Origin of the sequence: Streptomyces sp. NBC_01750, assembly GCF_035918095.1 — a bacterium.
Classification (GTDB): domain Bacteria; phylum Actinomycetota; class Actinomycetes; order Streptomycetales; family Streptomycetaceae; genus Streptomyces.
In genome coordinates this window covers 5,967,691-5,993,127 of the sequence record NZ_CP109137.1, presented here as the reverse complement: position 1 = coordinate 5,993,127, position 25,437 = coordinate 5,967,691, and the positions used below count along the sequence as shown (strand labels likewise).

The window sequence follows — 25,437 nt, the reverse complement described above, 5'->3', positions numbered from 1 at the left end:
CGATGGCCCGCCCCGCCTGCACCTCTCGGCCAGGGAGGCGTAGCCTTTATTTCCGCTGTCCATCACCTTGTGAAGCGGAAGAGGGCGGTTACCGCCGTGTCGTCTCAGTCCCCCAGTAACTCGAGCATCTCGACCGACCAAGGCGGGCAGGGTAAGAACCCTGCCGCCGCGTTCGGGCCCAATGAGTGGCTCGTCGACGAGATCTACCAGCAGTACCTCCAGGACCCCAATTCGGTCGACCGTGCCTGGTGGGACTTCTTCGCCGACTACAAGCCGGGTACCACCTCCGGCACGGCGGACAAGCCCGAGGGTGCCGCAGCCGCGGGGGCTGCGGTGACCACGCCGCAGGCCGCGCCGTCGCCCGCCCCGGCCACGAAGCCGGCAGCCCCGGCACCGGCGGCCCCGGCACCGGCACCCGCCGCTCCGGCCCCTGCCGCAGCCGCGCCCGCCGCCCCGGAGAAGCCCGCGGCCGCCGCTCCGGCGCCCGCGAAGCCCGCCCCGGCCGCCGCCAAGCCGGCCGAGGCCGCCGCTGCCCCGGCCACCGAGGCCCCGGCCGGGCCCGAGTACGTGACGCTGCGCGGCCCGTCCGCCGCGGTCGCCAAGAACATGAACGCCTCGCTGGATATGCCGACGGCCACGTCCGTCCGCGCCGTCCCGGTGAAGCTGCTGTTCGACAACCGCATCGTCATCAACAACCACCTCAAGCGCGCCCGGGGCGGGAAGGTCTCCTTCACCCACCTCATCGGCTTCGCGATGGTGCAGGCCATCAAGGCCATGCCGTCGATGAACTACTCCTTCACGGAGAAGGACGGCAAGCCGACCCTGGTCAAGCCGGACCATGTGAACTTCGGTCTGGCCATCGACCTGGTGAAGCCGAACGGCGACCGCCAGCTGGTCGTCGCCGGCATCAGGAAGGCCGACACCCTCAACTTCTTCGAGTTCTGGCAGGCGTACGAGGACATCGTCCGCCGCGCCCGCAACAACAAGCTCACGATGGACGACTTCACGGGCGTGACTGTCTCCCTCACCAACCCGGGCGGCCTCGGCACCGTCCACTCGGTCCCGCGTCTGATGCCCGGCCAGTCGGTCATCATGGGCGTCGGCTCGATGGACTACCCGGCCGAGTTCCAGGGCACCTCGCAGGACACCCTGAACAAGCTGGGCATCTCGAAGGTGATGACCCTCACCTCGACGTACGACCACCGCGTCATCCAGGGTGCCGCGTCGGGCGAGTTCCTCCGTATCGTCGCGAACCTGCTGCTCGGTGAGCACGGCTTCTACGACGAGATCTTCGAGGCGCTGCGCATCCCCTACGAGCCGGTCCGCTGGCTCAGGGACATCGACGCCTCGCACGACGACGACGTCACCAAGGCGGCGCGTGTCTTCGAGCTGATCCACTCCTACCGGGTCCGCGGCCATGTCATGGCCGACACCGACCCGCTGGAGTACCGCCAGCGCAAGCACCCCGACCTGGACATCACCGAGCACGGCCTCACGCTGTGGGACCTGGAGCGCGAGTTCGCCGTCGGCGGCTTCTCCGGCAAGTCCCTGATGAAGCTGCGTGACGTGCTGGGCGTGCTGCGCGACTCGTACTGCCGCACCACCGGCATCGAGTTCATGCACATCCAGGACCCGAAGCAGCGCAAGTGGATCCAGGACCGGGTCGAGCGCGGGCACACCAAGCCCGAGCGCGAGGAGCAGCTGCGGATCCTGCGTCGCCTCAACGCCGCCGAGGCCTTCGAGACCTTCCTGCAGACCAAGTACGTCGGTCAGAAGCGGTTCTCGCTCGAGGGCGGCGAGTCCGTCATCCCGCTGCTCGACGCGGTCATCGACTCGGCCGCCGAGTCGCGCCTGGACGAGGTCGTCATCGGCATGGCCCACCGCGGCCGGCTGAACGTCCTCGCGAACATCGTCGGCAAGTCGTACGCGCAGATCTTCCGGGAGTTCGAGGGCAACCTCGACCCGAAGTCGATGCACGGCTCCGGCGACGTGAAGTACCACCTGGGCGCCAACGGCACCTTCACGGGGCTGGACGGCGAGCAGATCAAGGTCTCGCTGGTCGCCAACCCCTCCCACCTCGAGGCCGTCGACCCGGTGCTCGAGGGTGTCGCCCGCGCCAAGCAGGACGTCATCAACAAGGGCGGTACGGACTTCACGGTCCTGCCCGTCGCCCTGCACGGTGACGCGGCCTTCGCCGGCCAGGGTGTCGTCGCCGAGACGCTGAACATGTCCCAGCTGCGCGGCTACCGCACCGGCGGCACGGTCCACATCGTCATCAACAACCAGGTCGGCTTCACCGCCTCCCCGGAGTCCTCGCGTTCGTCGATGTACGCGACCGATGTGGCCCGCATGATCGAGGCGCCGATCTTCCATGTGAACGGCGACGACCCGGAGGCCGTGGTCCGCGTGGCGCGGCTCGCCTTCGAGTTCCGCCAGACGTTCAACAAGGACGTCGTGATCGACCTCATCTGCTACCGCCGCCGCGGTCACAACGAGGGCGACAACCCGCAGTTCACCAACCCGCAGATGTACAACCTGATCGACAAGAAGCGCTCGGTGCGCAAGCTCTACACCGAGTCGCTGATCGGTCGCGGCGACATCACGCTGGAAGAGGCGGAGCAGGCGCTCCAGGACTTCCAGGGCCAGCTGGAGAAGGTCTTCGCGGAGGTCCGCGAGGCCACCAGCCAGCCGTCCCCGGCGCATGTCCCGGACGCTCAGGCCGAGTTCCCGGTGACTGTCACCACCGCGGTCTCCCAGGAGGTCGTGAAGCGGATCGCCGAGTCCCAGGTCAACATCCCCGACCGGATCACGGTCCACCCTCGTCTGATGCCGCAGATGCAGCGCCGTGCGGCATCGGTGGAGGACGGCACGATCGACTGGGGCATGGGCGAGACGCTCGCCATCGGCTCGCTGCTGATGGAGGGCACCCCGGTCCGGCTGTCCGGCCAGGACACCCGGCGTGGCACGTTCGGCCAGCGCCACGCGGTGCTGGTGGACCAGGAGACCGGCGAGGACTACACCCCGCTGCAGTACCTCACCGAGGACCAGGCCCGTTTCAACGTCTACGACTCGCTGCTGAGCGAGTATGCGGCGATGGGCTTCGAGTACGGCTACTCGCTGGCACGCGCGGACGCGCTGGTCATGTGGGAGGCGCAGTTCGGTGACTTCGTCAACGGCGCGCAGACCGTCGTCGACGAGTTCATCTCCTCGGCCGAGCAGAAGTGGGGCCAGACCTCCGGCGTCACCCTGCTGCTGCCGCACGGCTACGAGGGCCAGGGCCCGGACCACTCGTCCGCCCGTCCTGAGCGCTTCCTGCAGATGTGCGCGCAGAACAACATGACGGTGGCCATGCCGACCCTGCCGTCGAACTACTTCCACCTGCTGCGCTGGCAGGTCCACAACCCGCACCACAAGCCGCTGATCGTCTTCACGCCGAAGTCGATGCTGCGTCTGAAGGCAGCGGCGTCGAAGGCGGAGGAGTTCCTCACCGGCGGCTTCCGCCCGGTGATCGGCGACGACTCGGTGGACCCGAGTGCGGTCCGCAAGGTCGTCTTCTGCACCGGCAAGGTCTACTACGACCTGGACGCCGAGCGGGTCAAGCGCGGCAACACGGACACCGCGATCATCCGCCTCGAGCGCCTGTACCCGCTGCCGGGTGCCGAGCTCCAGGCGGAGATCGCCAAGTTCCCGAACGCCGAGAAGTACCTGTGGGCGCAGGAGGAGCCGGCGAACCAGGGTGCGTGGCCGTTCATCGCGCTCAACCTGATCGATCACCTGGACCTGGCAGTCGGCGCGGACATCCCGCACGGCGAACGCCTGCGCCGCATCTCGCGCCCGCACGGTTCGTCCCCGGCGGTCGGCTCGGCCAAGCGCCACCAGGCGGAGCAGCAGCAGCTGGTCAACGAGGTCTTCGAGGCCTGACCGGTTGGTTGTACGTCACCAAGGGCCCGTCCCCGCGCGCTGGACGCGGGGCCGGGCCCTTTGGCCTGACGAGAGGTCGGTCTGTCCGGCCCTCCGGCGCGAGCTGAACCCGGCCTGTCGCGCTCATGTGCCTGTCACGCTCGGATGCCTGTCGCGCTCACCTCGTCGCGCTCAGATGCCCGCGGCCCCGAGCCTGGACAGCTCCTGGCGTACGAGGCCCGCCGCCTCCAGGTCATCCGCGTCCGCGGCGACCAGCATGAGAAGCACCGCCCGGTGTTCCTCCAGGGCGCGCTCGGGGCCCGCGGTGCGTTCCAGGCGGGTGGCTCTCATCCACTGGGCCGTGACGGCCCGTTCGGTCAGGCCGCCGGTCCCCGGCTCGGCGGCGGCGCGGCGGAAGTAGGCGGCGGCGTCGCTGAGCCTGGGGGGCGAGGCGGTGCGCTGGGCGAGGAGCGAGGATGCCAGCGCCCGGTACCACCAGGCGTAGGCCGCCAGTTCGGGATCGTCCGCGCCGCGGGCCGTCGCGCCCAGGGCCCAGTCCGCCTCGTGGAGGTCGGCGACCGCTTCCTCGGCACGGAAGCGCTCGATGTACGCATGGCCCAGCAGGGCCCTGCGACGCGGCAGCTCCGGATCGCCGCCGGGTGTCTCCTCGATGGCGCCGCGCAGCGCCCGTACGGCCGCGTGCACATCGACGGCCGAGTCCTTGTCCACGCCGCGCTCGGCCAGCTGCCTGCCGAGTGCGGTGAGGATCACGGCGCGGCGGGGATCGCCCGGAGGCAACAGCGGCAGCGCTGAGGTCCAGGCGGCGATCGCCGAGTCGCGGTGCACCCAGCCGCCGGTGGACGCGTACCGCTGCTCCAGCACGCGGGCCATCCGCAGCAGACAGCCGGCCTCGGCCTCCTCGTCCTTGCCCACATGCCGGCGCGCCTGGTCGAGGGCCTGCAGGATACGCAGCCTGTCGTCGTCGTCCAGGTCCTCGTGGGCGAACTCGATGGCGTCGGCGTAGTCCAGCCAGGCGCGGCAGAGCTCCGCCTGCGGGACGGCGTCCCAGTCGAGTCCGTCGATGCCGGCGTGCAGATCGTTGTCGGCCCGGTCGGCGAAGGCGCGGGCGGCGATCCGGTCCTGCTCGTCGGCGTCCCTGGCCACCGGGCCCTCGCCCCGGTGGTGGCGGGCCAGTTCGAGCAGCAGTCCGCCCCTGATGAGCAGCGCGGACTCCCGGTGTTCGTCGGCCAGCAGCAGACGGACGACGGAGAGCGCGGTCCGCAGAGTGCCGGTGAACCAGTCCTCGGGCCGGCCGGGGCCGCGCAGCGCGTACGGTGCGCCGGTCACCGCAAGACGCCGCAGCACGCGGATCCTGGCCGCCGCGGCGGTCCGAGCGAGCAGCCGCGCGCCTTCCGACCGTGGAGTGGTGTCGGTCAGCTCGGTGAGACTCGTGTCCGCGGTCGACAGCAGTACCGACGCCACCAGGCCCGTGTCATGGGCCTTCCCGGCAGTCTGTACCCGTACCCACTCCGGTATCAGCTGGGGGCTGAGCCGGCCCGCCTCCACCTCGTCCGCCATCGCCTCCAGCACCTGCGCCAGCGTCAGATGCGCCTGTGGCTTCCCGGTGATCGCGTTCTGGGCGGCGTCGAGCGCCTCGCGCAGGTCCTCCGGGAGCGGGCGCACCAGCCAGCGCCGCAACAGGGCCTCGGCCAGCTCCCCGTAGAGCGCGGCCCGTTCGGTGGTGCGCCGTTCGGCCTGGGTGGCCGAGCCGAGCAGCTGGATCGCCGCGTCCAGGTCGCGTACGGTCCCGTACTCGCCGAAATGCGCCAGGCAGGCGCGCGCCTGTGCCACCAGTCCGGCCGGTCCCTCGCCCGGCGGACGGCCGGGTGGGGCGGTCCGCTCGGCCGCGCCGAGCCTCCGCAGCACCTGTGCCGACACCTGCGCGAAGGCGGAAAGGCCGCGGCTGTCCGGACTGCTCAGGACCACGGGCCTCGGGTCCACCGAGCCGGCGAGAAAGGCCGCGGCCATGGCCGGGAAGTTCCGTACCGTACGCCCGTAGCGCGTCTCGACGTACTCGGAGCAGTGCTTGAGCACCAACGCCGCGCTGCTCGCGCCCAGTTGGCCGAGCAGCTCTTCGCGTACGCCGGCCAGGAAGCTGTAGGAGGGGCCGCCGTCGTCCTCGGCCGGGCCCGTGTCGTCGCGTCGCAGCAGCCCGCTGAGCAGCACCTCCGCCAGCACATCGGGACTGCTGCGGACCAGCATCGCGCGCTGGACGAGCTGCATCACGGGAAGGACGAGCGGCACCGCAGAGAGATAGACCGCGAGCTGTGCGGCGGCCGGTGACGCGGTCCTGCGAAAGGCCCGCACCCGCTCGGCCGCGTCGATGTCCCATGCCGTACGGGCCCGGCCGACGGCCGGCTCGTGACGGCTTCTGACCAGGCCCGCCGCGGCGTTCAGCGACTGGCCGGTGGCGCCGGCCACCAGCTGCGTCCAGGCCTCGAAGGAGGAGCGGCGCAGCGCGAGCACGGGCACCGGAATGCCTCCCTCGGCACCGCCGTACTGCGGATTGAACTCCAGCCGTCCGGCGGGTCCTTCCCGCCGCCGCAGCAGTCCGGGCCGTGCGGGCAGATGCGTACGCCGCCACATGTGCTGCGGCAGCGGCTGCACCACGGCGACCGGCGCGGTCGACGCCCAGATGTGCAGCAGCCGCTGCATCCGGCCGCTGCGCCACATGGGGCCCGCGCAGTCGCTGAGCACCAGGGTCAGCTGCCGTCCTGTGGGGTCGCCGAGCTGGGCCGGGGCGGGCTCGTCCTCGCGCACCTGGTGGACGGCGATCTCGCGGAAGGCTCCGGCGCGTTCGCATACCTGCCGCAGCTCGTCGAGTGCCTTCTTCCACACGACATTGGACGAGGAGACGTCCATGACGAGGGCGAGACGTGCCTCGCGCCGCCGTACCGCGGAAAGCACCGGCACCACCAGTCCGGTGTCGGCGGCCCGGTCGGCCGTCGCGACCTCGTCGAGCTCGCGGCGCACCAGGCGCATGGGCGGCCGGTAGCGCTGCAGCGGCCGCAGGGCGCGCTGCAGTGCGAGCGCGTCGGGGAGTACGGCGGCGGCCGGCACGGGAACCCTCCGCAGACCTCCGTCCGGTACGCCGCCGGCCGCGCCGCCCGACTGCGCGGGCCCGAACAGGTCGATCCGGGTGCGCGGCACCGGGCCCGGCGTGAACGACGAGGGCGCGGACGTCTTGGCGACGTCCACGGGAGCCGGGTTCACCGGCTGCGGTCCGGCGGGCCCGGCGGGCGCGGCGCCGGGGTCGCGGGAAGCGGCCGCCGGTACAAAGCGGGACAGCCACAGGGCGTCGGCCAACTCCTCGGCAGTCGGCTTCAGTTCGGCCTCGCGCAACCGCGTGACCAGCGCGGTCAGCGCGCCGGGGAGCGGATGGGCGGCTTTCACTTCGTCACCGCTGCCTGGTCTCGAGAGGACGTATCAGCAGCTCGGCTATCTCCTCGCGCCGCCCCGGCTCCTCACGTACCGCGTGCTGCGTGAGGAATATCGCATTCAGCAGCTGGTCGGTGGGGCGCAGTTCGCCGTCGCCGTCCTCCCGGGTGAACTGGCCGATCAGATCGAGGTTCCGCTCGTCGGACCCCGCGCCGAAGTGCGCCTGGACCATCGCGGCCAGCCGCTCGTCCCGGGGCGGGTCGAGATGCAGATGGATACAGCGGCGCAGCAGCGGGGCCGGGAAGTCACGCTCGCCATTGCTGGTCATCACCACGAAGGGGAACGCGTGACAGCGCACCCGGCCGTCCCGCACCGGCGCCCGGCGGCCGTCGTCGGTGAGCACCCGCACCTCGTCCTGACCGGGCCGGTCGGCCATCCGTTCCAGCTCCGGGAGCGCGAACTCCCCCTCCTCCACCACGTTGAGCAGATCGTTCGGCAGGTCGATGTCGCTCTTGTCGAGCTCATCGATGAGCAGCACGCGGGGCCGCTCGGCGGGCAGCAGCGCGGTGCCCAGCGGCCCGAGCCTGATGTACCGGCCGATGTCGTCGGCCTGGCGCTCGGCGAGCTGGGCGTCCTGGAGCCGGCCGATCGCGTCGTAGGTGTACAGCCCGTCCTTCAGCTCGGTGCGGCTGACGATGGGCCACTGGAGCACCCGGCCGAGGCCGAGTTCGTACGCGACGGAGTGCGCGAGCGTCGACTTGCCGGAGCCCGGCTCACCGGTGACGAGGAGCGGGCGCCTCAAGTACAGGGCCGCATTGATCAGTTCGAGGGCTTCGGCGTCCTGGGCGGGCGGGGCCTCGACCCGCTCGCCGAGCCGCCGGGTCGACGAGGTGTCGATCGGCGGCGCCGGGTCGGGCAGCGGCTCTCCCGAGAAGGCGCGCCAGGGCGGCGGCGGCGGAAGTCGCCGGATCCGGTCGGGATCCGGCGCGCCGACGCCACGGTAGATCAGCCAGTCGTCCATCGCTCGCTCCTCGTCGGCGGTCGGTGGGACCCGTGGCGGACCACGTCGGTTACGTACCCACCGCCCTGCCGTCCCACTGCTCGGCGGCGGCTCCTCATGGGGAGTCCACCGGTGCGCTGTCGTCGGCCGGCAGCGGGCGGCTCGGGTCGTCGTAAAGCATGGCCACCCCCTCCGCCCAGTGTGTGCTGTTCCTCGATCCGCTGATGTCGTCCCGGATACGGCGCAGCCGGTCGGGAAGCTCAATCGCGCCCGCGGTCTGTGCGAGCAGTACGGCCGCGCCCTGGTGCACGTCCTCGCAGAACTCCGTACAACCGTGGTCGGGATGGCCGTCGGTGTGCCAGAGGGCGATGCCGTGTCCGGCCTGAAGTGCCATGCCGATGGCTCTCCGTCCGACGCCCCTGCCTGCGGGCCGGCACAGGACGGGTACGGCGGACGGCGGCATTTCCTCGAAGTGGCGGGGCCGGGGGACCTGGCGCTGCGGCGGAGTCCGGCAGGCGGTGAGCGCCTCGGCGGCCAGCATCCCCTCCCAGCGGCGCAGCCAAACGGTGTCCGGTTCTCCTCGTCTCGCAAGGTCACGCAGCACCACCATCCGTCGTACGCCGACGTACGCCGGATGGTGCAGCCGGGCCATCTCGGTGAGCTGCCAGCGGTGCACGGCGGTGTCGAAATGGTCCGCGGGCAGGGCGACTTCGAGCGGGGCCGGGGCACCGGGCGAATCGACCGAGGCGAAGACCTCGTCCAGCGCGCCGCGCAGCTTCTGGACGAGCTGCTCGGGCGGGACGCCGTCGCCCGTCTGCTCCTCGTGCAGCGGCTCGTTGACGTCATGGCCGTCGTCGACCCGGATCCGCCAGTAGAAGCGGGTGGGCCGGGCGTCGCAGACCGGCTCCAGTTCGACGATGACAACGGCTGAGCCGTCGCCGGGCCGCGGATAGCGGACGACGATCCGGTCCTGGCCGCCGGCGGTGCGCGGGTGCACGAGTCCGGGCGGCAGCGTCGCCTGGGTCACCACGGTGTGCACTATCCGGGGCACCTCCTGAAGCCGCCGGGCCACCCATTCGGCGAGCGGCGCGGCTTCGGCGCCGCGGCTGCGCTCGTACTCCACCACCAGCTGGAGGTAGTGCAGCGCGGCGATGGCGGCGACGGGCTGCCCCGCCTCGTACAGCAGGCCGTGTCCGTCGCGCCAGATACGCGGCAGCAGCTGCCCGGGCGGCGGGGCGACGCCACCGCGGGCCTTCTTGGCAAGCTCGGCGACGGGGCGGATACCGGCCGGCGGGTGTACTCCGGCGAGCAGGCTCAGTGCCTCGCGCCGGTCGACCGGGCCCCACTGCTCGCCGCTGGTGTGCACGCCGGCGCCCGGGAGCCGGTCCTGGCGCTCGATCCAGTTGTGCCCGGTGACCTTCGGGGACTGGCCGTGCCAGCGGTCGTGTGCGGCCATGACGAGCTGATACGTGGGGCCGAAACGGCGCAGGGCGGTGGCGGCGATGGCCATGCCGCCGTCCCTGCTGACGCGCCGGGACTTGAGGACGCCGACGACGGCGCCGGTATGGGCGTCGAGGACCGGTGAGCCCGAGCCGCCCTTGGGGAACTCCGCCTCTGGCCGGAATCGCATCCCGTAGTCGTCGTCGAATCCGTTGATCCTGGCGGTGGCCTTCCACCGCACGGCACGCTTCGCGGCTCCGTCCTCCTGCTGCTCGGGCCGGTAGCCCTGGACGATGCCGCGGCCGCCGGGGTACTCGGTGCGGTCGGTGAGCCAGACGCATTCGTGCTCGACGTCGGGCTCGACGAGCTGCACCAGGGCGAGATCCTGCTCGACGGGTACCCGCTGCTCGGCACGCGGCTCTCCGTCGAGCAGCCAGCAGGAGAGCTGCGCCTCGAGGGGCTCGCCGCCGTTCACTTCGCTGCCACGGAGGTGGAAGACGCGTGCCGGGTCGCCCTTGAGATGGGGGGCGAGGACGTGCGCGCAGGTCAGCACCCAGCCGGGCGCCACAAAGAAGCCGCTGCCCCACATGGTGACGGTGTCCGGCCCTTGCCGCGCGGGCGTGAGGTGGACGGTTGCAGCGCGGGTCAGGGCGTCGATGAAGGAGTCGGAATCGCTCATGGAGTCCTGGTACCCGGGCCGGGGGCAGGGTGCGGGACCGCCGGGTCCCGGGCGGGGTCCTGGGCCGGGTCCCGGGCGGGATCTCGGGCCGGGTCCCGGGCGGGATCCTGGGCCGGCTGATCCTTCAGCTTCCAGGTGAGGGTGACCTGGACGGATGCTTTGGCCTCCCCCGCGGCGAGTACGGCGAGGGCGACCCCGGACTTGGCGGTGAGCTCGACGCCGAAGGTGACGCTGGCCTCGTCCGGCCTGGCCGCGGCCGCGGCCTCGAGGACGGAGGCGCCCACCTCGGTGATCAGCCGGTCGAGCTGCTGGACCTTGGCGGTGACGTTCTCGACGAAGCCGACGTCCTCGTCGTCCTCGCCGTATCCGCCGGCGCCGGCCGTGGACAGCCGGGCGAGCACAACGGCTCCCCCGGGCAATTCGATCTGCTGGACGCGTCCGTTCACGGTCCCCCCGTCTCCACGGCCAACTCACCCTTGTGACAACGCATTTGGGTTCTGCGGCAATGGCGACGACGTTACTGGCCTGCACGGTTGCAGGGGAGAGTCGGAAGTCGCCGTAATCTGGGGGTAGACCCCGTCAGTACCAGGAGCATGTCTTGTATTTCACCGATCGCGGCATCGAGGAGCTGGAGAAGCGACGCGGCGAGGAGGAGGTCACTTTCGAGTGGCTCGCCGAACAGCTTCGTACGTTTGTGGACCTCAACCCGGACTTCGAGGTCCCGGTGGAGCGCCTGGCCACGTGGCTGGCGCGGCTGGACGACGAGGACGAGGACGAGTAACCGGGATGCGCCCCGGCTTCCGGAAAGGCTGAGTTCCAGCCCCTCCGGCGTCTGAGGAGTGGGGTCTCAGGAGTGGGGTCCGGGGCGGAGCCCCGGTCCGGGAAGGGGCGGGGTGGGGCACAGGCCCGCCGCACGCGCCGGACTACCCCCGACGCCCCCGCATCCGGTCGTACACCAGCCCCAGTACCCCATGCCCCATCAGCACCGCCCCCGCGACCACCCACCCCCCGCTACGCCGCCGCAGCCCCCAGACCGCCAGCGGTACCCCCGCCGCCAGCTGGGCCGCGCCCAGGACACGGGCCTTCGGGCCACGGAGCCAGGGGCCCAGCGGGCCCTCCTCCACCGCGTCCAGTTCCGCCCGTACCGCATCGCGCCAGCCGGACCACTCCACCGTCTCCGCGCCCTGCGCACGCGCGACCGACCGCAGCCGGTCGGCCGGTTCGCCGGGGCCGAGTCCCGTCGGCAGGGCCAGGCCCGACCGGGCCAGGACCGCGATCAGGCCCAGCAGCCGGGCCCGCGCGTCCGCCCCCGGGTCGGGCAGCGTGAGCGACTCCAGCGCCTGCAGGTCCAGCACCGGATCGAGGCCGAGCCGCGCCGCGAACGTCCGCATCGCCTCGTCCTCGCCGACCGGCGTCCCGTCCGCCAGCCACACGTACCCGACCGTCCGGCGGAATCCGGACGCCAGCGTGAACCCGGCCCGGTCGCCGTCCCACCACAGCGCGAGCACCGGCCAGTTCGCACCGACCGCGAGCGCCGCGGCCCAGCCCGCCAGTACCCGGTCCACCGGTTCGCCGCCGTCCAGCCACGGCTTGCCCTCCGGGACCAGCACGCTCCACTCGTCGCCGGCCGCGACGAGGAGCTGCCGTTCGCGCAACAGATGGGCCGGTTGCCGTACGGCGTCAGGTTCCGCCCGGCACAGCAGCAGCGCTCCCACGGATGTCGCGTCCATGGCCCATACGCTAGGCCAATTTGCCCCCATATGAAGCTCAATGGGGCTCGCATGGCGCCCGATGACACCTCACCTACGCACCGGGATGCCGCCTTGTCGCTTGACACAGCGCAACCGCGATATATCGTGTTCAGCAAGAGACGCGATATGTTGCGTCACGGCCGACCCAGGGAGGTCGCACCATGTCCGAGTGGTCCGTCGCAGAGCCGAAGAAGCTCACCTTCGACGACCCGGTGACGGCACTCAACGTGCGTATCGTCAACGGAACGGTCAACGTCGTGGGCACGGACGAAGGTTCCGCCCGCCTGGAGATCTCCGAGGTCGAGGGACCCCCGCTGATCGTGACCCAGCAGGGCTCCACCCTCACCGTCGCGTACGAGGACCTGCCTTGGAAGGGCTTCCTCAAGTGGCTCGACCGCAAGGGCTGGCACCGCAGTGCCGTCGTCTCCCTCGCCGTCCCGGCCGGCTCGTCCGTCGAGGTCGGCGTCGTCGGCGCCGCAGCCGTCGTCTCCGGCATCCAGGGGCCCACCGCCATACGCGGCGTCAGCGGCGACACCACTCTCGTCGGTGTCTCCGGCGCGGTCCGCGCCGAATCCGTCTCCGGCAACCTGGAGGCCCAGTCCGTCACCGGCGACCTCCGCTACAACTCGGTCTCCGGCGATCTGACCGTGATCGAGGGCTCGGGTTCCTCCGTACGGGCCGAATCCGTCAGCGGCGACATGGTCATCGACCTCGACCCGGGCGGGAAGCCGACGGACATCCGGCTGACCAGCGTCTCCGGCGAGGTCGCGATCCGGCTGCCGCACCCCGCGGACGCGCAGGTCGAGGCGAACACCGCGAGCGGCGCGGTCTCCAACGCCTTCGACGACCTGCGGGTCAGCGGACAGTGGGGCGCGAAGAAGATCACCGGCACGTTGGGCGCGGGCACGGGGACGCTCAAGGCGACGACCGTCTCCGGTTCCATCGCGCTGCTCCGCCGGCCGCCCGCGGAGGACGAACCGCACGACGCAGCCCCCACCGGAAAGGTGCTCTGACATGCCGCCCGTCTTCGCCCACGGCCGACTGCGCCTGTATCTGCTGAAGCTCCTGGACGAGGCGCCGCGCCACGGCTACGAGGTGATCCGCCTGCTGGAGGAGCGCTTCCAGGGCCTGTACGCGCCGAGCGCCGGCACCGTCTACCCGCGGCTCGCCAAGCTGGAGGCCGAGGGTCTGGTCACCCATGCCACCGAGGGCGGTCGCAAGGTCTACTCGATCACCGACGCGGGCCGCGAGGAACTGGCCGGGCGCAGCGGGGAGCTGGCCGACCTCGAGCTGGAGATCCGCGAATCCGTCTCCGAACTCGCCGCGGAGATCCGCGACGACGTGCGGGGTGCGGCGGGCAAGCTGCGCAGCGAGATGCGCGCGGCGGCGACGGAGACACGGCACGCGCCCGGCGGCGCGAAGGAGCGGGCCGACTGGGAGTCCGCCTTCGGCGACAAGGAGGCGTGGCGGGCGGCGAAGGAGGAGCTCCGCCGCGCCAAGCAGGAGTGGAAGGAGCAGGCGCGCCGGGCGAAGGACGAGTCGCGCCGGGCCCGCGAGGACGCGCAGCAGGCGCGTCGGCAGGCCAAGGAGGCGCAGGACACGGCCCGCCAGGAGATGCAGCGCATCGCCAAGCAGGTCCAGGACCAGGTGCAGGACCACTTTGCGCGGGGTGACTGGCCGACGGGGGTACGGGAGGGCCTGTCGGAGCTCAGCACGCAGCTCGGGGGCCTGGCGCGGGGGACGGCCTGGCCGCCGTACACCAAGGCGGAGGCTTCGAAGGCGGAGGCGGCTGGGGCCGGGGCCGGGGCTGGGGCCGCGGCGCCGGAGTGGGCGGAGGACACGACGGGCTCGGGCGACCCGGCACGCGATCTCGACCGGCTGCTGGACCGCTTCCGGGACGACATCAGGGATGCGGCGCGGGACCACGGGGTGACGGAGTCACAACTGGGCGAGGCCCGCCGCCACCTGTCAACGGCGGCGGCCCACATCGGAGCGCTCCTGCGCAAACCGAACGCCTGAGCAACACGGCGGGTCCCTTGCGGGCTTGGTCCCGGGGTTCGGGTTCCCTGCGGGGTGCCGGGTCCCTTGCGGGGGTGCCATGGTCCCGGGGTGCGGGTGCCTTGCCGGCTTGGTCCCGGGGTACGGGTTCCTTGCCTGGCTTGGTCCGGGGTGTGGTGCCTTGCGGGGTGCGGGTCTTGGGTGCTTGGGCGTGCCCGGTCTTGGGCCGGAAGCCGTCCGGGGTCCGCTCCGGGGCTCGTGTCCGGGACTGCTTTCCTCACCGCGCTTCGCGCGAGTTGCGAAGCTCTACGTCCCGGACACGACCCCTGCGCGTCCCCCTGCCACGGGGCAAGGGCGGGGCCCCTCGGGTGCCCGCCCTCCTGGGTGTGAGGGGCCGCGACGCGGAGCCGGTGACCGTAGGTGGGTGAGGCCGCGCCGCCGGAACGTCCCGCCGCGGGCGGTCGGCGTGCCCGGTCTTCGGCCGGTGGCCGTCCGGGTTCCTCACCGCGCTTCGCGCGCGAGTTGCGACGCCGACCCCTGCGCGTCCCCCTGCCAGGGGCGGGCCCTGGGCCCCCGGGTGGCCGCACCCGGTGGTGTGAGCACGCTGCCGCGGAGGCGCCGGAACGTCGCGCCGTGGGGGCGTGAAGCTGCCGCACCGGGGGTGTGGGGGAACGCCGCACAGCCACCCCGCGCGACGCCCCGTCGTACCGTGGTCCCGTGATCGATTTTCGTACCGCCGCACCCGTGACCGGCAGTCTCGACGTCCAGTGGCATGCCGGCTGGCCATCGCCCAAACACGACCCGGCGCCGGAGATACAGGTCCACGCCTACTCCGAGCACACCGTCATCCTTCGGCAGAACAAGTCCGTGCACTTCGAAGCCCCGTTTCTCTTCCTGCTGTTCGGGAACGAACGCGCACTGCTGCTGGACACCGGTGCCACGGCCGACCCCGCGTACTTCCCCCTGCGCGCGACCGTCGACGCGCTGGTCGACGGGTGGCTCGACCGGAACCCGCGCGCGGAGTACGGACTGGTGGTGGCTCACACCCATGGGCACGGCGACCACATCGCCGGCGACGCCCAGTTCGCGGACCGGCCGCGGACCGAGGTCGTCGGTCCCTCGCTGAAAGAGGTGACGGACTTCTTCGGCATCGAGGCCTGGCCAGAGTGCCAAGGAGAGCTGGACCTCGGCGGGCGGGTGCTGGATCTGCTGCCGGGGCCCGGGCACCAGGAGGCCGCCGTTGTCTTTCACGACCGGCACACCGGCCTGCTGCTGACCGGCGACTCCCTCTACCCCGGCCGGCTGTACGTCCAGGACTCCGCCGTCTTCACCGCCACCGTCGACCGCCTGCTCGCGTTCTGCGAGGCGACACCGGTGACCCACATCCTCGGCTGCCACATAGAGATGACGACCACCGCGGACGTGGACTACCCACGTGGCACCACGTATCAGCCGGACGAACCCCCGCTTCAGCTGACGACCGCGCATCTGCGCCGGCTGCGCAGCGCCCTGGCCGTGCACGACGGGCCCTGCCGCGACTTCATCGTGGTGTACGAGGAGTGATGACCGCCGTGATCCGCGCCCCCGGCCGGGCCAGGACGCGCACCACACGGGGGATGCCCGCGGCCACCGTCCGGCTGTCCGTCCAGGCCGGTCCTGCCACGGCGATACGCCAGCCCGACGGGCTCGGCGGCAGTGAGATCTCCGTCGTGCCGGGCCGCGCGGACGCCCGGTACACCAGGCGGTACGTCCCGCTCGCCGGGTCGTACGTGTCCGCGCCCACCCGGCCCGCCACGGCCGCGGCGTACGGCGCGGCGGTCTGCTCCTTGTTCCTGCGGAGCGCTCCCGCGCTGTCGACCGCGCAGTACCCGCCCCCGTAGCACCACACATAGCCGGCCCAGCCGGAGCTGTAGCGGCGAAGGGAGGCAAGCGCCTCGCGGTAGAAGCGCGACATGTTCGGGAGGGAGTTGTTGAGCGGGCCCCACTCGCCCACCACCACCGGGATCTTCTGTGATGTGGGGTATGCGGTGACGGCCGCCTCGTACGACTCGATCCAGCCCGCCGCCGGGTCGTAGTCCGCGCCCGCCTCCATCGCCGCGTTGTAGAAGTGCGGTGCGTAGACGACCTTCGGGTCCTTGACCGCCCCGAGGCCCGTGGGGACGCTCTCGCCGACGATCGGGGTCGGCTCGATGAAGAGCCGGCTGTCGTCGTCGGCCGAACGGATCGCGTCCGCGAGGCGGTTGTACATCGGCGTCAGCTGGTCGCGCTCGATCCGGCGGGCCGCCGTGGGCAGCTCCTCGCCCGCGCGCATCTCGCCCATCGGCTCATTGATCAGGTCGTAGCCGAGGACGGCCGGATGGTGCCCGAGGCGGCCGGCGAGGACCCGCCACATCCGCGCCTGCGCGCGCCGCAGGTCCCCGTCCTCGTAGAGGTGGGTGAACGCGCGCTGCACGGCCGGCTCGAAGTACTCGGAGAACCAGTCGTCCGGGTGCGGGGTGAAGGGCAGCCCGTCGGTCCGGGTCGCCCACTCCGGGATGCCGCGATGCCCGAAGGCGGGGCCGAAGACGTCCTGGTGGGCGTCGACGAGCACCTGGATGTCGTACCTCTCGGCCCAGTCCAGGATCCGCTCGATCCTGCGCAGATACGCTGCGCTGTACTGGCCCTGCTCGGGCTCGAGGTCGTCCCAGAAGACCAGCAGCCTGGCGAAGTTGAAGCCCTTGGCGCGCATATCGCGGAAGTGCTTCTCGGTGATGGCGGAGAGCGCGTGCTCACCGCGGTTCGCCTTGTCCTCGACGTTCCAGCCGCGCAGCGTGAGCGTTCTGCCCCGGTCGTCGGTCAGCCGGGGAATGCCACCGGGACCGCCCGGGTCCGCGGAGGCAGGCGCCCCCGCGAACAGCAGAAGAATGCAGCAGACCGTCGCCAGTGCCCGGGTCGTTCGGCGCGTACGCATGGGACGGATCCCATCAGCGCACCTGACGGTCCATCAAGAGGTCGTCAGCACGATCTTTCCGAAGAGGTCGCCGCCGGCCATCCGCTCGAAGCCGTCCCTGGCCCGGTCCAGCGGCAGCACCTCGTCGATCACCGGCCGTACGCCCGTCGCCGCGCAGAAGGAGAGCAGATCCTCCAGCTCGTCCTTCGAGCCCATCGTCGAGCCGACGACCTTCAGTTCCAGGAAGAAGATCCGGGTCAGCTCGGCGTGCGAAGGGCGGTCGCCGCTGGTCGCGCCGGAGATCACCAGGGAACCGCCCGGCCTCAGCGACTTGACCGAGTGCGACCAGGTCGCGGCGCCGACCGTCTCGATGACGGCGTCCACGCGCCGCGGCAGCCGCGCGCCGGGCTCGTACGCCTCCTCCGCGCCCAGCTCGACGGCCCGCTTCCGCTTGGCCTCGTCGCGGCTGGTGGCGTAGACGCGCAGCCCCGCCGCCTTGCCGAGGACGATCGCGGCGGTCGCCACACCGCCGCCGGCGCCCTGCACGAGGATTGAGTCCCCGGGCCGCACTCCGGCGTTGGTGAAGAGCATCCGGTACGCGGTGAGCCAGGCGGTGGGCAGGCAGGCGGCCTGCTCGAAGCTGAGCTCCTTCGGCTTCGGCAGGACGTTCCAGGACGGGACGGTGACCTGCTCGGCGAAGGTGCCCTGGTAGCGCTCGGTGAGGATGGAGCGCGGCTCGTCCGGGCCGACGCCGTGCCCGGTCTGACCGATGACGGAGTGGATCACGACCTCGTTGCCGTCCGCGTCGATGCCCGCGGCGTCGCAGCCGAGGATCATCGGAAGCTTGTCCTCGGCAAGGCCGACACCCCGCAGCGACCAGAGGTCGTGGTGGTTGAGCGAAGCGGCTTTGACGTTCACGGTGGTCCAGCCGGGGCGGGCGCCCGGAGCCGGGCGTTCACCCAGCTCCAGGCCGTTGAGCGGGGTGTCACGGTCGATACGGGCGGCGTAGGCGGCGAACATGACCATGACGATAGGGCGGGGACGGGAGGCGACGGAACCACTCCGGGGTGTGACACGCGCCGCGTCGCCCGGACCCCTGGGGTTCCGTACCCACCTGTTCGGACGAAGCCCACGAACGAAGTTCGGCCGGTCGCCGAGCGGAACGGGCTGTGCCGCATCCCTCGGGGGATGCGGCACAGCCCGTTCTCGTACGCCGAACGTGACGGATCAGCGCCTCGCGACGCCCTCCGCGCGCGCGGCGGCCGCCACGGCCGCGGTGACCGCCGGGGCCACCCGCTCGTCGAACGGCGACGGGATCACATAGTCGGCAGCCAGCGCGTCGCCCACCACGTCCGCCAGCGCGTTCGCCGCCGCGATCTTCATGCCCTCGGTGATCCGGGACGCCCGCACCTGCAGCGCACCCGCGAAGATCCCCGGGAAGGCGAGCACGTTGTTGATCTGGTTCGGGTAGTCACTGCGCCCCGTGGCCACGACCGCCGCGTACCGGTGCGCGACATCGGGGTGCACCTCGGGGTTCGGGTTGGCCATCGCGAAGACGAAGGCTCCCGGCGCCATCGAGGCGACCGCCGGCTCCGGCACCGTACCGCCGGAGACGCCGATGAAGACGTCCGCGCCGGCCAGCGCGGTCTCCAGCGAGCCGCTCAGGCCCGCCCGGTTCGTGATCTCCGCGAGCTCCCGCTTGACCGGGGTCAGGTCCTCGCGGTCGGCGCTGACGATGCCCTTGCGGTCGGCCACCGCCACATCGCCGATGCCCGCCTCCAGCAGGAACTTCGCGATGGCCACACCGGCCGCTCCGGCGCCGGAGATGACGGCGCGCAGTTCACCGAGACCGCGCCCGGTCAGCTTCGCCGCGTTCCGCAGCGCGGCGAGGGTCACCACGGCCGTGCCGTGCTGGTCGTCGTGGAAGACGGGGATGTCGAGGCGCTCCTGAAGCTTGCGCTCGATCTCGAAGCATCGCGGTGCCGAGATGTCCTCGAGGTTCACGCCGCCGAAGGACGGTGCGAGCCGCACCACGGTCTCGACGATCTCGTCGGCGTCCGTGGTGGCGAGAGCGATCGGCACCGCGTCCACGCCGCCGAACTGCTTGAAGAGGATGGCTTTCCCCTCCATCACCGGAAGCGACGCCTCCGGACCGATGTCGCCGAGACCGAGCACCGCGGTGCCGTCCGTCACGACAGCGACGACCTGTGACTTCCAGGTGTAGTCGTGGACGAGCTCGGGCTGCTCGGCGATCGCGGTGCAGACCTTGGCGACGCCGGGTGTGTACGCAAGGGACAAGTCGTCCTTGTCGCGGATCGGCACAGTGGCCTGGATGGCCATTTTGCCGCCACGGTGCAGCGCGAAGGCCGGATCGAAGGGCTCCTCGGGAGCACTCTCCGTACCGCTGTCGCTGCGAGGATTGACGATCTCCGCTGCCATTTGGTTGACCCCTTAAGTCTTCATCTGTTGAGGGTGGCCACTCCTGGTTGAGGAGGGGTGGGCGGGCACCGCGTCCGTGCCCCGCCTCAGCGGTTGGCCCGCCTGGCGGGGGGAGGTACGTACGCGCGGGCGCGCCGCACACGCGCCCTGAGCCCCGGATGAGGGGTGTAAACGTCCTTCATACCGGACGGACGGCACCGCGACGAGTCGTTATCCACGCGGTGACACGACTCATCGCCGAATATCTGGACACGTCCGCTTCGCGCACTGAAAACCGTCCGCGAAGCGAGATGAGCCGCAGATCTTCCGGTCGGAAGAAGGCATTCCCGTAAGAGGTCCGGCCTTGATGTACCGGCCTCGTGAGGTTCGGGGGTGACCCGTTACCCGATTTTGACATGCGCGGCCCCCTGATTGGGCTAGTCCGAATGGCAAGATGCCGAAAACACTCAAGGTCGCGACACTCGAAGGTGAGTACAACGACCGGAATGTCCAAAAAGGCTGCCACCTCACCCGCCGGAGGATCCTGATCATGACCGCAAGCAACACCTGTCGTACGACCGCCGCCCGTTCCCGGATCGCCGCGGTCGGCGCAATCGCGGTCGCCGGCTCACTCATGCTCACCGCCTGTGGTGACCAGACGAACTCCGGCACCTCGGCGTCCGGGGGCACCAAGGAGAGCAGCGCCGCGCTCTTCGACAAGCTGCCGAAGAAGTACCAGGACGCCGGCGTGATCAAGGTCGGTACGGACGCCGCGTATGCCCCGATGGAGTACGAGGAGGGCGGCAAGATCGTCGGCATCGACCCCGACATCGCCGCGGCCCTCGGCACTCAGCTCGGCGTCAAGTTCCAGTTCACCAGCGGCACCTTCGACGGCCTGATCTCCTCGCTCAACACCGGCCGCCAGGACATCGTCATGTCCGCCATGAGCGACACCAAGGCCCGCCAGGAGGGCCTGGACGACAAGGGCAAGAAGGTCGGCCAGGGCGTCGACTTCGTCGACTACTTCACTTCCGGCGTCTCGCTCCTCGTCAAGAAGGGCAACCCGGACAGCATCAAGTCGCTCGACGACCTGTGCGGCAAGAAGGTGGCCGTCCAGCGCGGCACGATCTACGAGGACACCTTCAAGACCCAGGCCGCCAAGTGCAGCAAGGACGGCAAGGGCAAGCTCACCATCGAGGCGTTCGACACCGACGCCGAGGCCCAGACCCGCGTGAAGTCCGGCGGCGCTGTCGCCGACCTCAACGACTACCCGGTCGCCGCGCACATCGCGAAGACCGCGGGCGGTGGCAAGGACTTCGAGGTCGCGGGCGACCAGACCGGCGCCGGTCCGTTCGGCATCGCCGTCGACAAGGACAACGCGCAGCTTCGTGACGCGCTCAAGGACGCGCTGAACGCGATCATCAAGAACGGCGAGTACGCGAAGGTCCTGGAGAAGTGGGACGTCAAGAACAGCGCCGTGACCGAGGCGACCGTCAACGCCGGCAAGTAATACGGCGTTCTCGCCTCAAGCGTTCACTGAAGGGCAGTCACTGTGACTGACAAGTTCGACAAAACGCCCGCCGACGAGCCACCAGCGGACTCGGCGGTCAGCAAGGGGGCATTCATTCCCCCTGAGAAGATCAAGGCCATCCCGGTACGGCACTGGGGCCGCTGGGTCAGCGGTGTCGTCGTCGTGGCGTTGCTGGGCACGCTGGTGTACTCGTTCTCGCAGGGCGACGTCAACTGGGGCACGGTCGGGGACTTCGTCTTCGACGACCGGATCCTGGCGGGCATGGGCCGCACGGTGCTGATCAGCGTGCTGTCGATGCTGATCGGCCTGATTCTGGGCATTGTTTTCGCGGTCATGCGGCTGTCGAAGAACCCGGTGACGGGTGCGGTGTCCTGGCTGTACATCTGGTTCTTCCGCGGCACCCCGGTGTATGTGCAGCTGCTGCTCTGGTTCAACCTCGCGCTGATCTTCCCCGTCCTGAACCTCGGGTTCTACAAGGACGAGATGGTCGACGTCATGACCCCGTTCGTGGTCGCCCTGCTGGGCCTGGGCCTGAACGAGGGCGCCTATATGGCCGAGATCGTCCGGGCCGGCATCCAGTCGGTCGACGAGGGCCAGACCGAGGCTTCGCACGCGCTGGGCATGCCCACCGGCAAGACCATGCGGCGGATCGTGCTCCCACAGGCGATGCGGGTGATCGTGCCGCCGACCGGGAATGAGTTCATCAACCTGCTCAAGACCTCCTCCCTGGTGTCCGCGGTGCAGTACAACGAACTGCTCCGCGCGGCGACGAACATCGGCTCCACGTCGTTCGCGGTCATGGAGATGCTGCTGGTGGCCTCGATCTGGTACCTGGCTCTGACCAGCGTCTTCAGCGTCGGCCAGTACTACGTCGAGCGCTACTACGCCCGCGGGTCGCTGCGGCAGCTGCCGCCGACGCCGTGGCAGAAGGTCAAGGCCAATCTGGCGTTCGGCCGTCCGAAGGGAGGCGTCGCATGAGCGCCATGGTGAAGGCCGAGGGCGTCCACAAGTCCTACGGTCCCGCGCACATCCTCAAGGGCATCGATCTTGAGGTCGCCCCGCGTGAGGTGTTCTGCCTGGTCGGCCCGTCCGGTTCCGGCAAGTCCACGTTCCTTCGGTGCATCAATCACCTGGAGCAGATCAACGCCGGCCGGCTCTCGGTCGACGGCCGGCTGGTGGGCTACCGGCAGAAGGGCGACAAGCTCTACGAGCTGAAGGACAGCGAGGTCGCGGCGCAGCGCCGGGACATCGGCATGGTCTTCCAGCGCTTCAACCTGTTCCCGCACATGACCGCTCTGGCGAATGTCATGGAAGCCCCGATCCAGGTCAAGGGCGAGTCGAAGGCCGTGGCCCGGGCCCGCGCGGAGCGGCTGCTGGACCGGGTGGGCCTGTCGGACAAGGCCAGGAACTATCCGTCGCAGCTCTCCGGCGGCCAGCAGCAGCGCGTCGCCATCGCCCGTGCGCTGGCGATGGAACCGAAGCTGATGCTCTTCGACGAGCCCACCTCCGCCCTCGACCCGGAGCTGGTGGGTGACGTCCTGGACGTCATGCGCGGCCTCGCCGAGGACGGCATGACCATGATCGTCGTCACCCACGAGATGGGCTTCGCCCGCGAGGTCGGCGACGCCCTCGTCTTCATGGACGACGGCGTCGTGGTGGAGTCCGGCCACCCCCGCGACGTACTGAACAACCCCCAGCACGACCGCACCAAATCCTTCCTCTCGAAGGTTCTGTAGTCACGCGAGAGGGCGGTACGGACGTGATGTCCGTACCGCCCTCTCGTGCTGTCCGGAAGCTACTTCACAGCCAGCAGCAGCGTGTCGGAGGGCGAGGCCCATACGGCGCGGGCCTCGCCGAATCCGGCCGTGCGCAGCGTCTCGGCGTGCCAGTGCGGGGACGGCATGTCCCCGTCGGCGTGCTCGCCGTAGATCTCGTAGCGCCTGGCGGTCGGCCCGGCGAGTACGGGGTCCTCGGCGGCCAGGGCCCACCAGTCGGACCAGTCGAGCGCACCGGCGGCCTTCGCCCGGTCCATGTGCGCGTGCCGGCGGGCCCGCTCGGCGGCGTTGATGCGCGGGGTGGTGCTGTCGATCATGTGGTCGGCGTTCATGAAAACACCGCCGTCCCGCACGAGCCCCGCGATGTGTCCGTACAGCGCGGTCAGCGGCTCGCTGTGCAGCCAGTGCAGGGCGGTGGCGGTGAGCACGGCGTCGTACCGGTCGTGCGGCAGCTTCGTCACCCACTCGGGGTCCTTCAGATCGGCGGTGACAAAAGTGATGCGCTCGTCGCCGTCGAAGTATCCCTCCGCGATGGTCAACAGCGCGGGGTCCAGATCGACCCCCGTGCTGGTGGCCTTCGGGAACCGCTTGAGCAGCCGGTCCGTGATACTTCCCGTACCGCAAGCGAGATCCAGCACCCTCGGCTCGGGGCCCACCAGGGCCTCGACCATGTCCAGCATCACCCGGAACCGCTCCTCGCGGTCGGGCATGTACCACTCCTGCTGCCGGTCCCAGCTCTCCTGCCAGGCCCGCCAGTCGGTCCCCGTACTCGCCCCTGCCGCCGTCTCCGCCACCGGAACCCTCCCGTCCGTAATACCCTCGAAGCATCATCAGCCGTTACGCCGACACTAGAACGTCGCGGTAAGGACTACAAGTGGAACTGGCCTATTACTCGGACTATGCCGTGCGCCTGGTCAACACCGAGGAGCCGGCTCGCAACAAGGACTCCCTCACCTCGGTCGAGTCCATTCGCGAGCTCTTCGGCGAGTCTTCCCAGGCCGCACGCCGCGCCACCGACGCGGATGTCACCCGTTTCCGGTCCGTACGGGGCCGCCTGCGCGCGGTCTTCACCGCGGCCGACGCCGGCGACGAGACCCAGGCGGTCGACCTGCTCAACTCACTGCTGCTGGAGTTCCCGGTGAACCCGCAGATCTCGGGCCACGACTTCCGGGACGAGGACGGCCGCCCGAAGTGGCACATGCACCTGGCCGACCACCCGTCCAACGCGACCGCGGGGTACGCAGCGATCGCCGCGATGGGCCTTGCGTTCCATCTCACGGAGTACGGGGTCGACCGGCTGGGCCTCTGCCAGGCGGCGCCGTGCCGCAACGCCTACCTCGACACCTCGACCAACCGCTCACGCCGCTACTGCTCGGACCGCTGCGCGACCCGCGCCAATGTGGCCGCGTACCGCGCCCGCAAACGCCTCGAGACGGAACGGTCGGCGAGCACGAGCCGCAGCGACGACACCGCCCAGGAGACCACCCCGCGGACCGATCGCTGATCCTCGGACAGCGGCCGGTATCTGCCGCGCACCCGCCCCAGCAGCAACTCGTGGGGAACCGTGCCGAACAGCCGGCTGTCCCCCTCCGCCCCCGGATTGTCCCCGAGCACCCACCAGCCGTCCTCGCGGCGCTCGACGAGCCGCTTGACGATGAGCAGATCCTGCTGCAGCGGATGGCGCAGTACGGCGATATCGCCGGCCTTCACCTCCGCGCCGTAATGGACCAGCAGTTGATCGCCGTGCTTCAGCGTCGGGTACATGGAAGGACCCGTCACTTCGGCGACCCCGAACGGCGCTCTCGGCTCCCGCCCCTGGTCAGTCATCCGCCACCTCCGAGTCCCACGGTATGTTCGGCCACCAGTCCCATACTGACCCTGGACTTTTGTCCTAAGCCCTAGGGGGCACCCGCGAAAACACGCTTCTCACGGAGTAATGTCCCACCTGAGAAGACGATCACGAGGAAGGACAGCTCAATGCTTTCCCGCCTGTTTGCCCCCAAGGTGAAGGTCAGCGCCCACTGCGACCTTCCCTGCGGTGTATACGACCCGGCCCAGGCCCGCATCGAGGCCGAGTCGGTCAAGGCCGTCCAGGAGAAGTACCAGGCCAACGAGGACCCGCACTTCCGGGCCCGCGCCACGGTCATCAAGGAGCAGCGCGCGGAGCTCGCCAAGCACCACGTCTCGGTGCTGTGGAGCGACTACTTCAAGCCCCCGCACTTCGAGAAGTACCCGGAGCTGAACCAGCTGGTCAACGACACCCTGAAGGCGCTGTCGTCCGCGAAGGCCTCCACGGACCCGGCGACGGGCCAGAAGGCACTGGACTACATCGCCCAGATCGACAAGATCTTCTGGGAGACGAAGAAGGCTTGATCTTCGATCATGCCATCTGACCTGCGATTTCCTTGGTCGCAGTGTCTCCGAGTCCGCACCCGGTCCGCAGGCCGCCGAGAACGGCGTCCATGACGGTCCGGGTGCGGTCTTCTTCGCCCGGCCAGAGGTCTTGCGGGCACGACGTCGTATCCACACCGACCGTGGTCCAGTCGAGCATGTCGGGTCGTGACTCCTCCTCGGCTGC

General features: G+C 70.5%; 19 protein-coding genes and 2 pseudogenes. 10 read left to right on the top strand and 11 right to left on the bottom strand.

The genetic code is table 11. The features are described 5' to 3' along the window. The first annotated feature begins 96 nt into the window (after window positions 1–96). Window positions 97–3,921 (top strand): multifunctional oxoglutarate decarboxylase/oxoglutarate dehydrogenase thiamine pyrophosphate-binding subunit/dihydrolipoyllysine-residue succinyltransferase subunit, encoded by a 3,825-nt coding sequence (locus tag OG966_RS27360; RefSeq protein WP_326652527.1) that lies wholly within the window; start codon window positions 97–99, stop codon window positions 3,919–3,921. Window positions 3,922–4,092: 171 nt separating this feature from the next. On the opposite strand, the gene OG966_RS27355 is transcribed toward OG966_RS27360, so the two are convergent. The 4 genes from OG966_RS27355 to OG966_RS27340 form a co-directional block, all read right to left on the bottom strand. Next, on the bottom strand, window positions 4,093–7,353 hold the full coding sequence (locus OG966_RS27355) for an SAV_2336 N-terminal domain-related protein (RefSeq protein WP_326652526.1): 3,261 nt from the start codon (window positions 7,351–7,353) through the stop codon (window positions 4,093–4,095). A gap of 4 nt (window positions 7,354–7,357) precedes the next feature. Further along, window positions 7,358–8,359, bottom strand: a complete 1,002-nt coding sequence (locus tag OG966_RS27350; protein ID WP_326652525.1) for an AAA family ATPase — start codon at window positions 8,357–8,359, stop codon at window positions 7,358–7,360. A gap of 94 nt (window positions 8,360–8,453) precedes the next feature. Continuing rightward, window positions 8,454–10,457 (bottom strand): VMAP-C domain-containing protein, encoded by a 2,004-nt coding sequence (locus OG966_RS27345; protein WP_326652524.1) that lies wholly within the window; start codon window positions 10,455–10,457, stop codon window positions 8,454–8,456. Next, window positions 10,454–10,903 (bottom strand): CU044_2847 family protein, encoded by a 450-nt coding sequence (locus OG966_RS27340; protein WP_326652523.1) that lies wholly within the window; start codon window positions 10,901–10,903, stop codon window positions 10,454–10,456. The genes OG966_RS27345 and OG966_RS27340 overlap by 4 nt, the downstream gene beginning before the upstream one ends. Window positions 10,904–11,055: 152 nt before the next feature. Between OG966_RS27340 and OG966_RS27335 the strand changes: the two genes are divergently transcribed. Then, window positions 11,056–11,238 (top strand): DUF6104 family protein, encoded by a 183-nt coding sequence (locus OG966_RS27335; protein ID WP_003961784.1) that lies wholly within the window; start codon window positions 11,056–11,058, stop codon window positions 11,236–11,238. A gap of 142 nt (window positions 11,239–11,380) precedes the next feature. Here OG966_RS27335 and OG966_RS27330 read toward each other — a convergent pair whose 3' ends face one another. Continuing rightward, entirely contained in the window at window positions 11,381–12,187 is an 807-nt protein-coding gene (locus OG966_RS27330) for a hypothetical protein (protein WP_326652522.1), read from the bottom strand. A gap of 182 nt (window positions 12,188–12,369) precedes the next feature. Between OG966_RS27330 and OG966_RS27325 the strand changes: the two genes are divergently transcribed. From OG966_RS27325 to OG966_RS27315, 3 genes are all read left to right on the top strand, one after another. Next, the gene (locus OG966_RS27325) at window positions 12,370–13,221 is read left to right on the top strand and encodes a DUF4097 family beta strand repeat-containing protein (protein WP_326652521.1); all 852 of its coding nucleotides are present in this window, start codon (window positions 12,370–12,372) and stop codon (window positions 13,219–13,221) included. A gap of 1 nt (window position 13,222) precedes the next feature. Further along, entirely contained in the window at window positions 13,223–14,227 is a 1,005-nt protein-coding gene (locus tag OG966_RS27320) for a PadR family transcriptional regulator (RefSeq protein ID WP_326652520.1), read from the top strand. Between the two features lie 696 nt (window positions 14,228–14,923). Next, window positions 14,924–15,769, top strand: coding sequence for an MBL fold metallo-hydrolase (locus tag OG966_RS27315; RefSeq protein ID WP_326652519.1), 846 nt, complete (start codon window positions 14,924–14,926; stop codon window positions 15,767–15,769). Here the strand turns inward: OG966_RS27315 and OG966_RS27310 are convergent. From OG966_RS27310 to OG966_RS27300, 3 genes are all read right to left on the bottom strand, one after another. Beyond that, window positions 15,747–17,156, bottom strand: coding sequence for a glycoside hydrolase family 5 protein (locus OG966_RS27310; RefSeq protein ID WP_326652518.1), 1,410 nt, complete (start codon window positions 17,154–17,156; stop codon window positions 15,747–15,749). The two genes, OG966_RS27315 and OG966_RS27310, sit on opposite strands and share 23 nt — an antisense overlap. 33 nt (window positions 17,157–17,189) lie before the next feature. Further along, window positions 17,190–18,155 (bottom strand): zinc-binding dehydrogenase, encoded by a 966-nt coding sequence (locus OG966_RS27305; RefSeq protein ID WP_326652517.1) that lies wholly within the window; start codon window positions 18,153–18,155, stop codon window positions 17,190–17,192. Window positions 18,156–18,362: 207 nt separating this feature from the next. Next, window positions 18,363–19,574 carry an NAD(P)-dependent malic enzyme gene (locus tag OG966_RS27300; protein WP_326652516.1) on the bottom strand — a complete coding sequence of 404 codons (1,212 nt, stop codon included), beginning with the start codon at window positions 19,572–19,574 and terminating at the stop codon, window positions 18,363–18,365. A 529-nt stretch (window positions 19,575–20,103) separates the two neighbouring features. On the opposite strand from OG966_RS27300, the gene OG966_RS27295 reads away from it, so the two are divergent. From OG966_RS27295 to OG966_RS27285, 3 genes are read left to right on the top strand one after another with little or no spacing between them, the layout of a single operon-like run. Then, entirely contained in the window at window positions 20,104–21,063 is a 960-nt protein-coding gene (locus OG966_RS27295; protein WP_326652515.1) for an ABC transporter substrate-binding protein, read from the top strand. 42 nt (window positions 21,064–21,105) lie between these two features. Then, window positions 21,106–22,062, top strand: a complete 957-nt coding sequence (locus tag OG966_RS27290; RefSeq protein WP_326652514.1) for an amino acid ABC transporter permease — start codon at window positions 21,106–21,108, stop codon at window positions 22,060–22,062. Window positions 22,063–22,067: 5 nt separating this feature from the next. After that, window positions 22,068–22,820 carry an amino acid ABC transporter ATP-binding protein gene (locus tag OG966_RS27285; RefSeq protein WP_406733751.1) on the top strand — a complete coding sequence of 251 codons (753 nt, stop codon included), beginning with the start codon at window positions 22,068–22,070 and terminating at the stop codon, window positions 22,818–22,820. A gap of 59 nt (window positions 22,821–22,879) precedes the next feature. Here the strand turns inward: OG966_RS27285 and OG966_RS27280 are convergent, their stop codons facing one another. Then, window positions 22,880–23,569, bottom strand: coding sequence for a class I SAM-dependent methyltransferase (locus OG966_RS27280; RefSeq protein WP_326655395.1), 690 nt, complete (start codon window positions 23,567–23,569; stop codon window positions 22,880–22,882). A gap of 164 nt (window positions 23,570–23,733) precedes the next feature. On the opposite strand from OG966_RS27280, the gene OG966_RS27275 reads away from it, so the two are divergent. Continuing rightward, window positions 23,734–24,363 (top strand): CGNR zinc finger domain-containing protein, encoded by a 630-nt coding sequence (locus tag OG966_RS27275; protein WP_326652513.1) that lies wholly within the window; start codon window positions 23,734–23,736, stop codon window positions 24,361–24,363. On the opposite strand, the pseudogene sodX reads toward OG966_RS27275, so the two are convergent. Next, window positions 24,270–24,686, bottom strand: a pseudogene (gene sodX, locus OG966_RS40930) (nickel-type superoxide dismutase maturation protease); the annotation flags it as partial. The gene OG966_RS27275 and the pseudogene sodX sit on opposite strands and share 94 nt — an antisense overlap. 150 nt (window positions 24,687–24,836) lie before the next feature. On the opposite strand from sodX, the gene sodN reads away from it, so the two are divergent. After that, on the top strand, window positions 24,837–25,232 hold the full coding sequence (sodN, locus tag OG966_RS27265; protein ID WP_326652512.1) for a superoxide dismutase, Ni: 396 nt from the start codon (window positions 24,837–24,839) through the stop codon (window positions 25,230–25,232). A gap of 7 nt (window positions 25,233–25,239) precedes the next feature. Here the strand turns inward: sodN and OG966_RS27260 are convergent. Beyond that, window positions 25,240–25,359 (bottom strand): annotated as a pseudogene (locus OG966_RS27260) (tyrosine-type recombinase/integrase); the annotation flags it as partial. Window positions 25,360–25,437 lie beyond the last annotated feature (78 nt).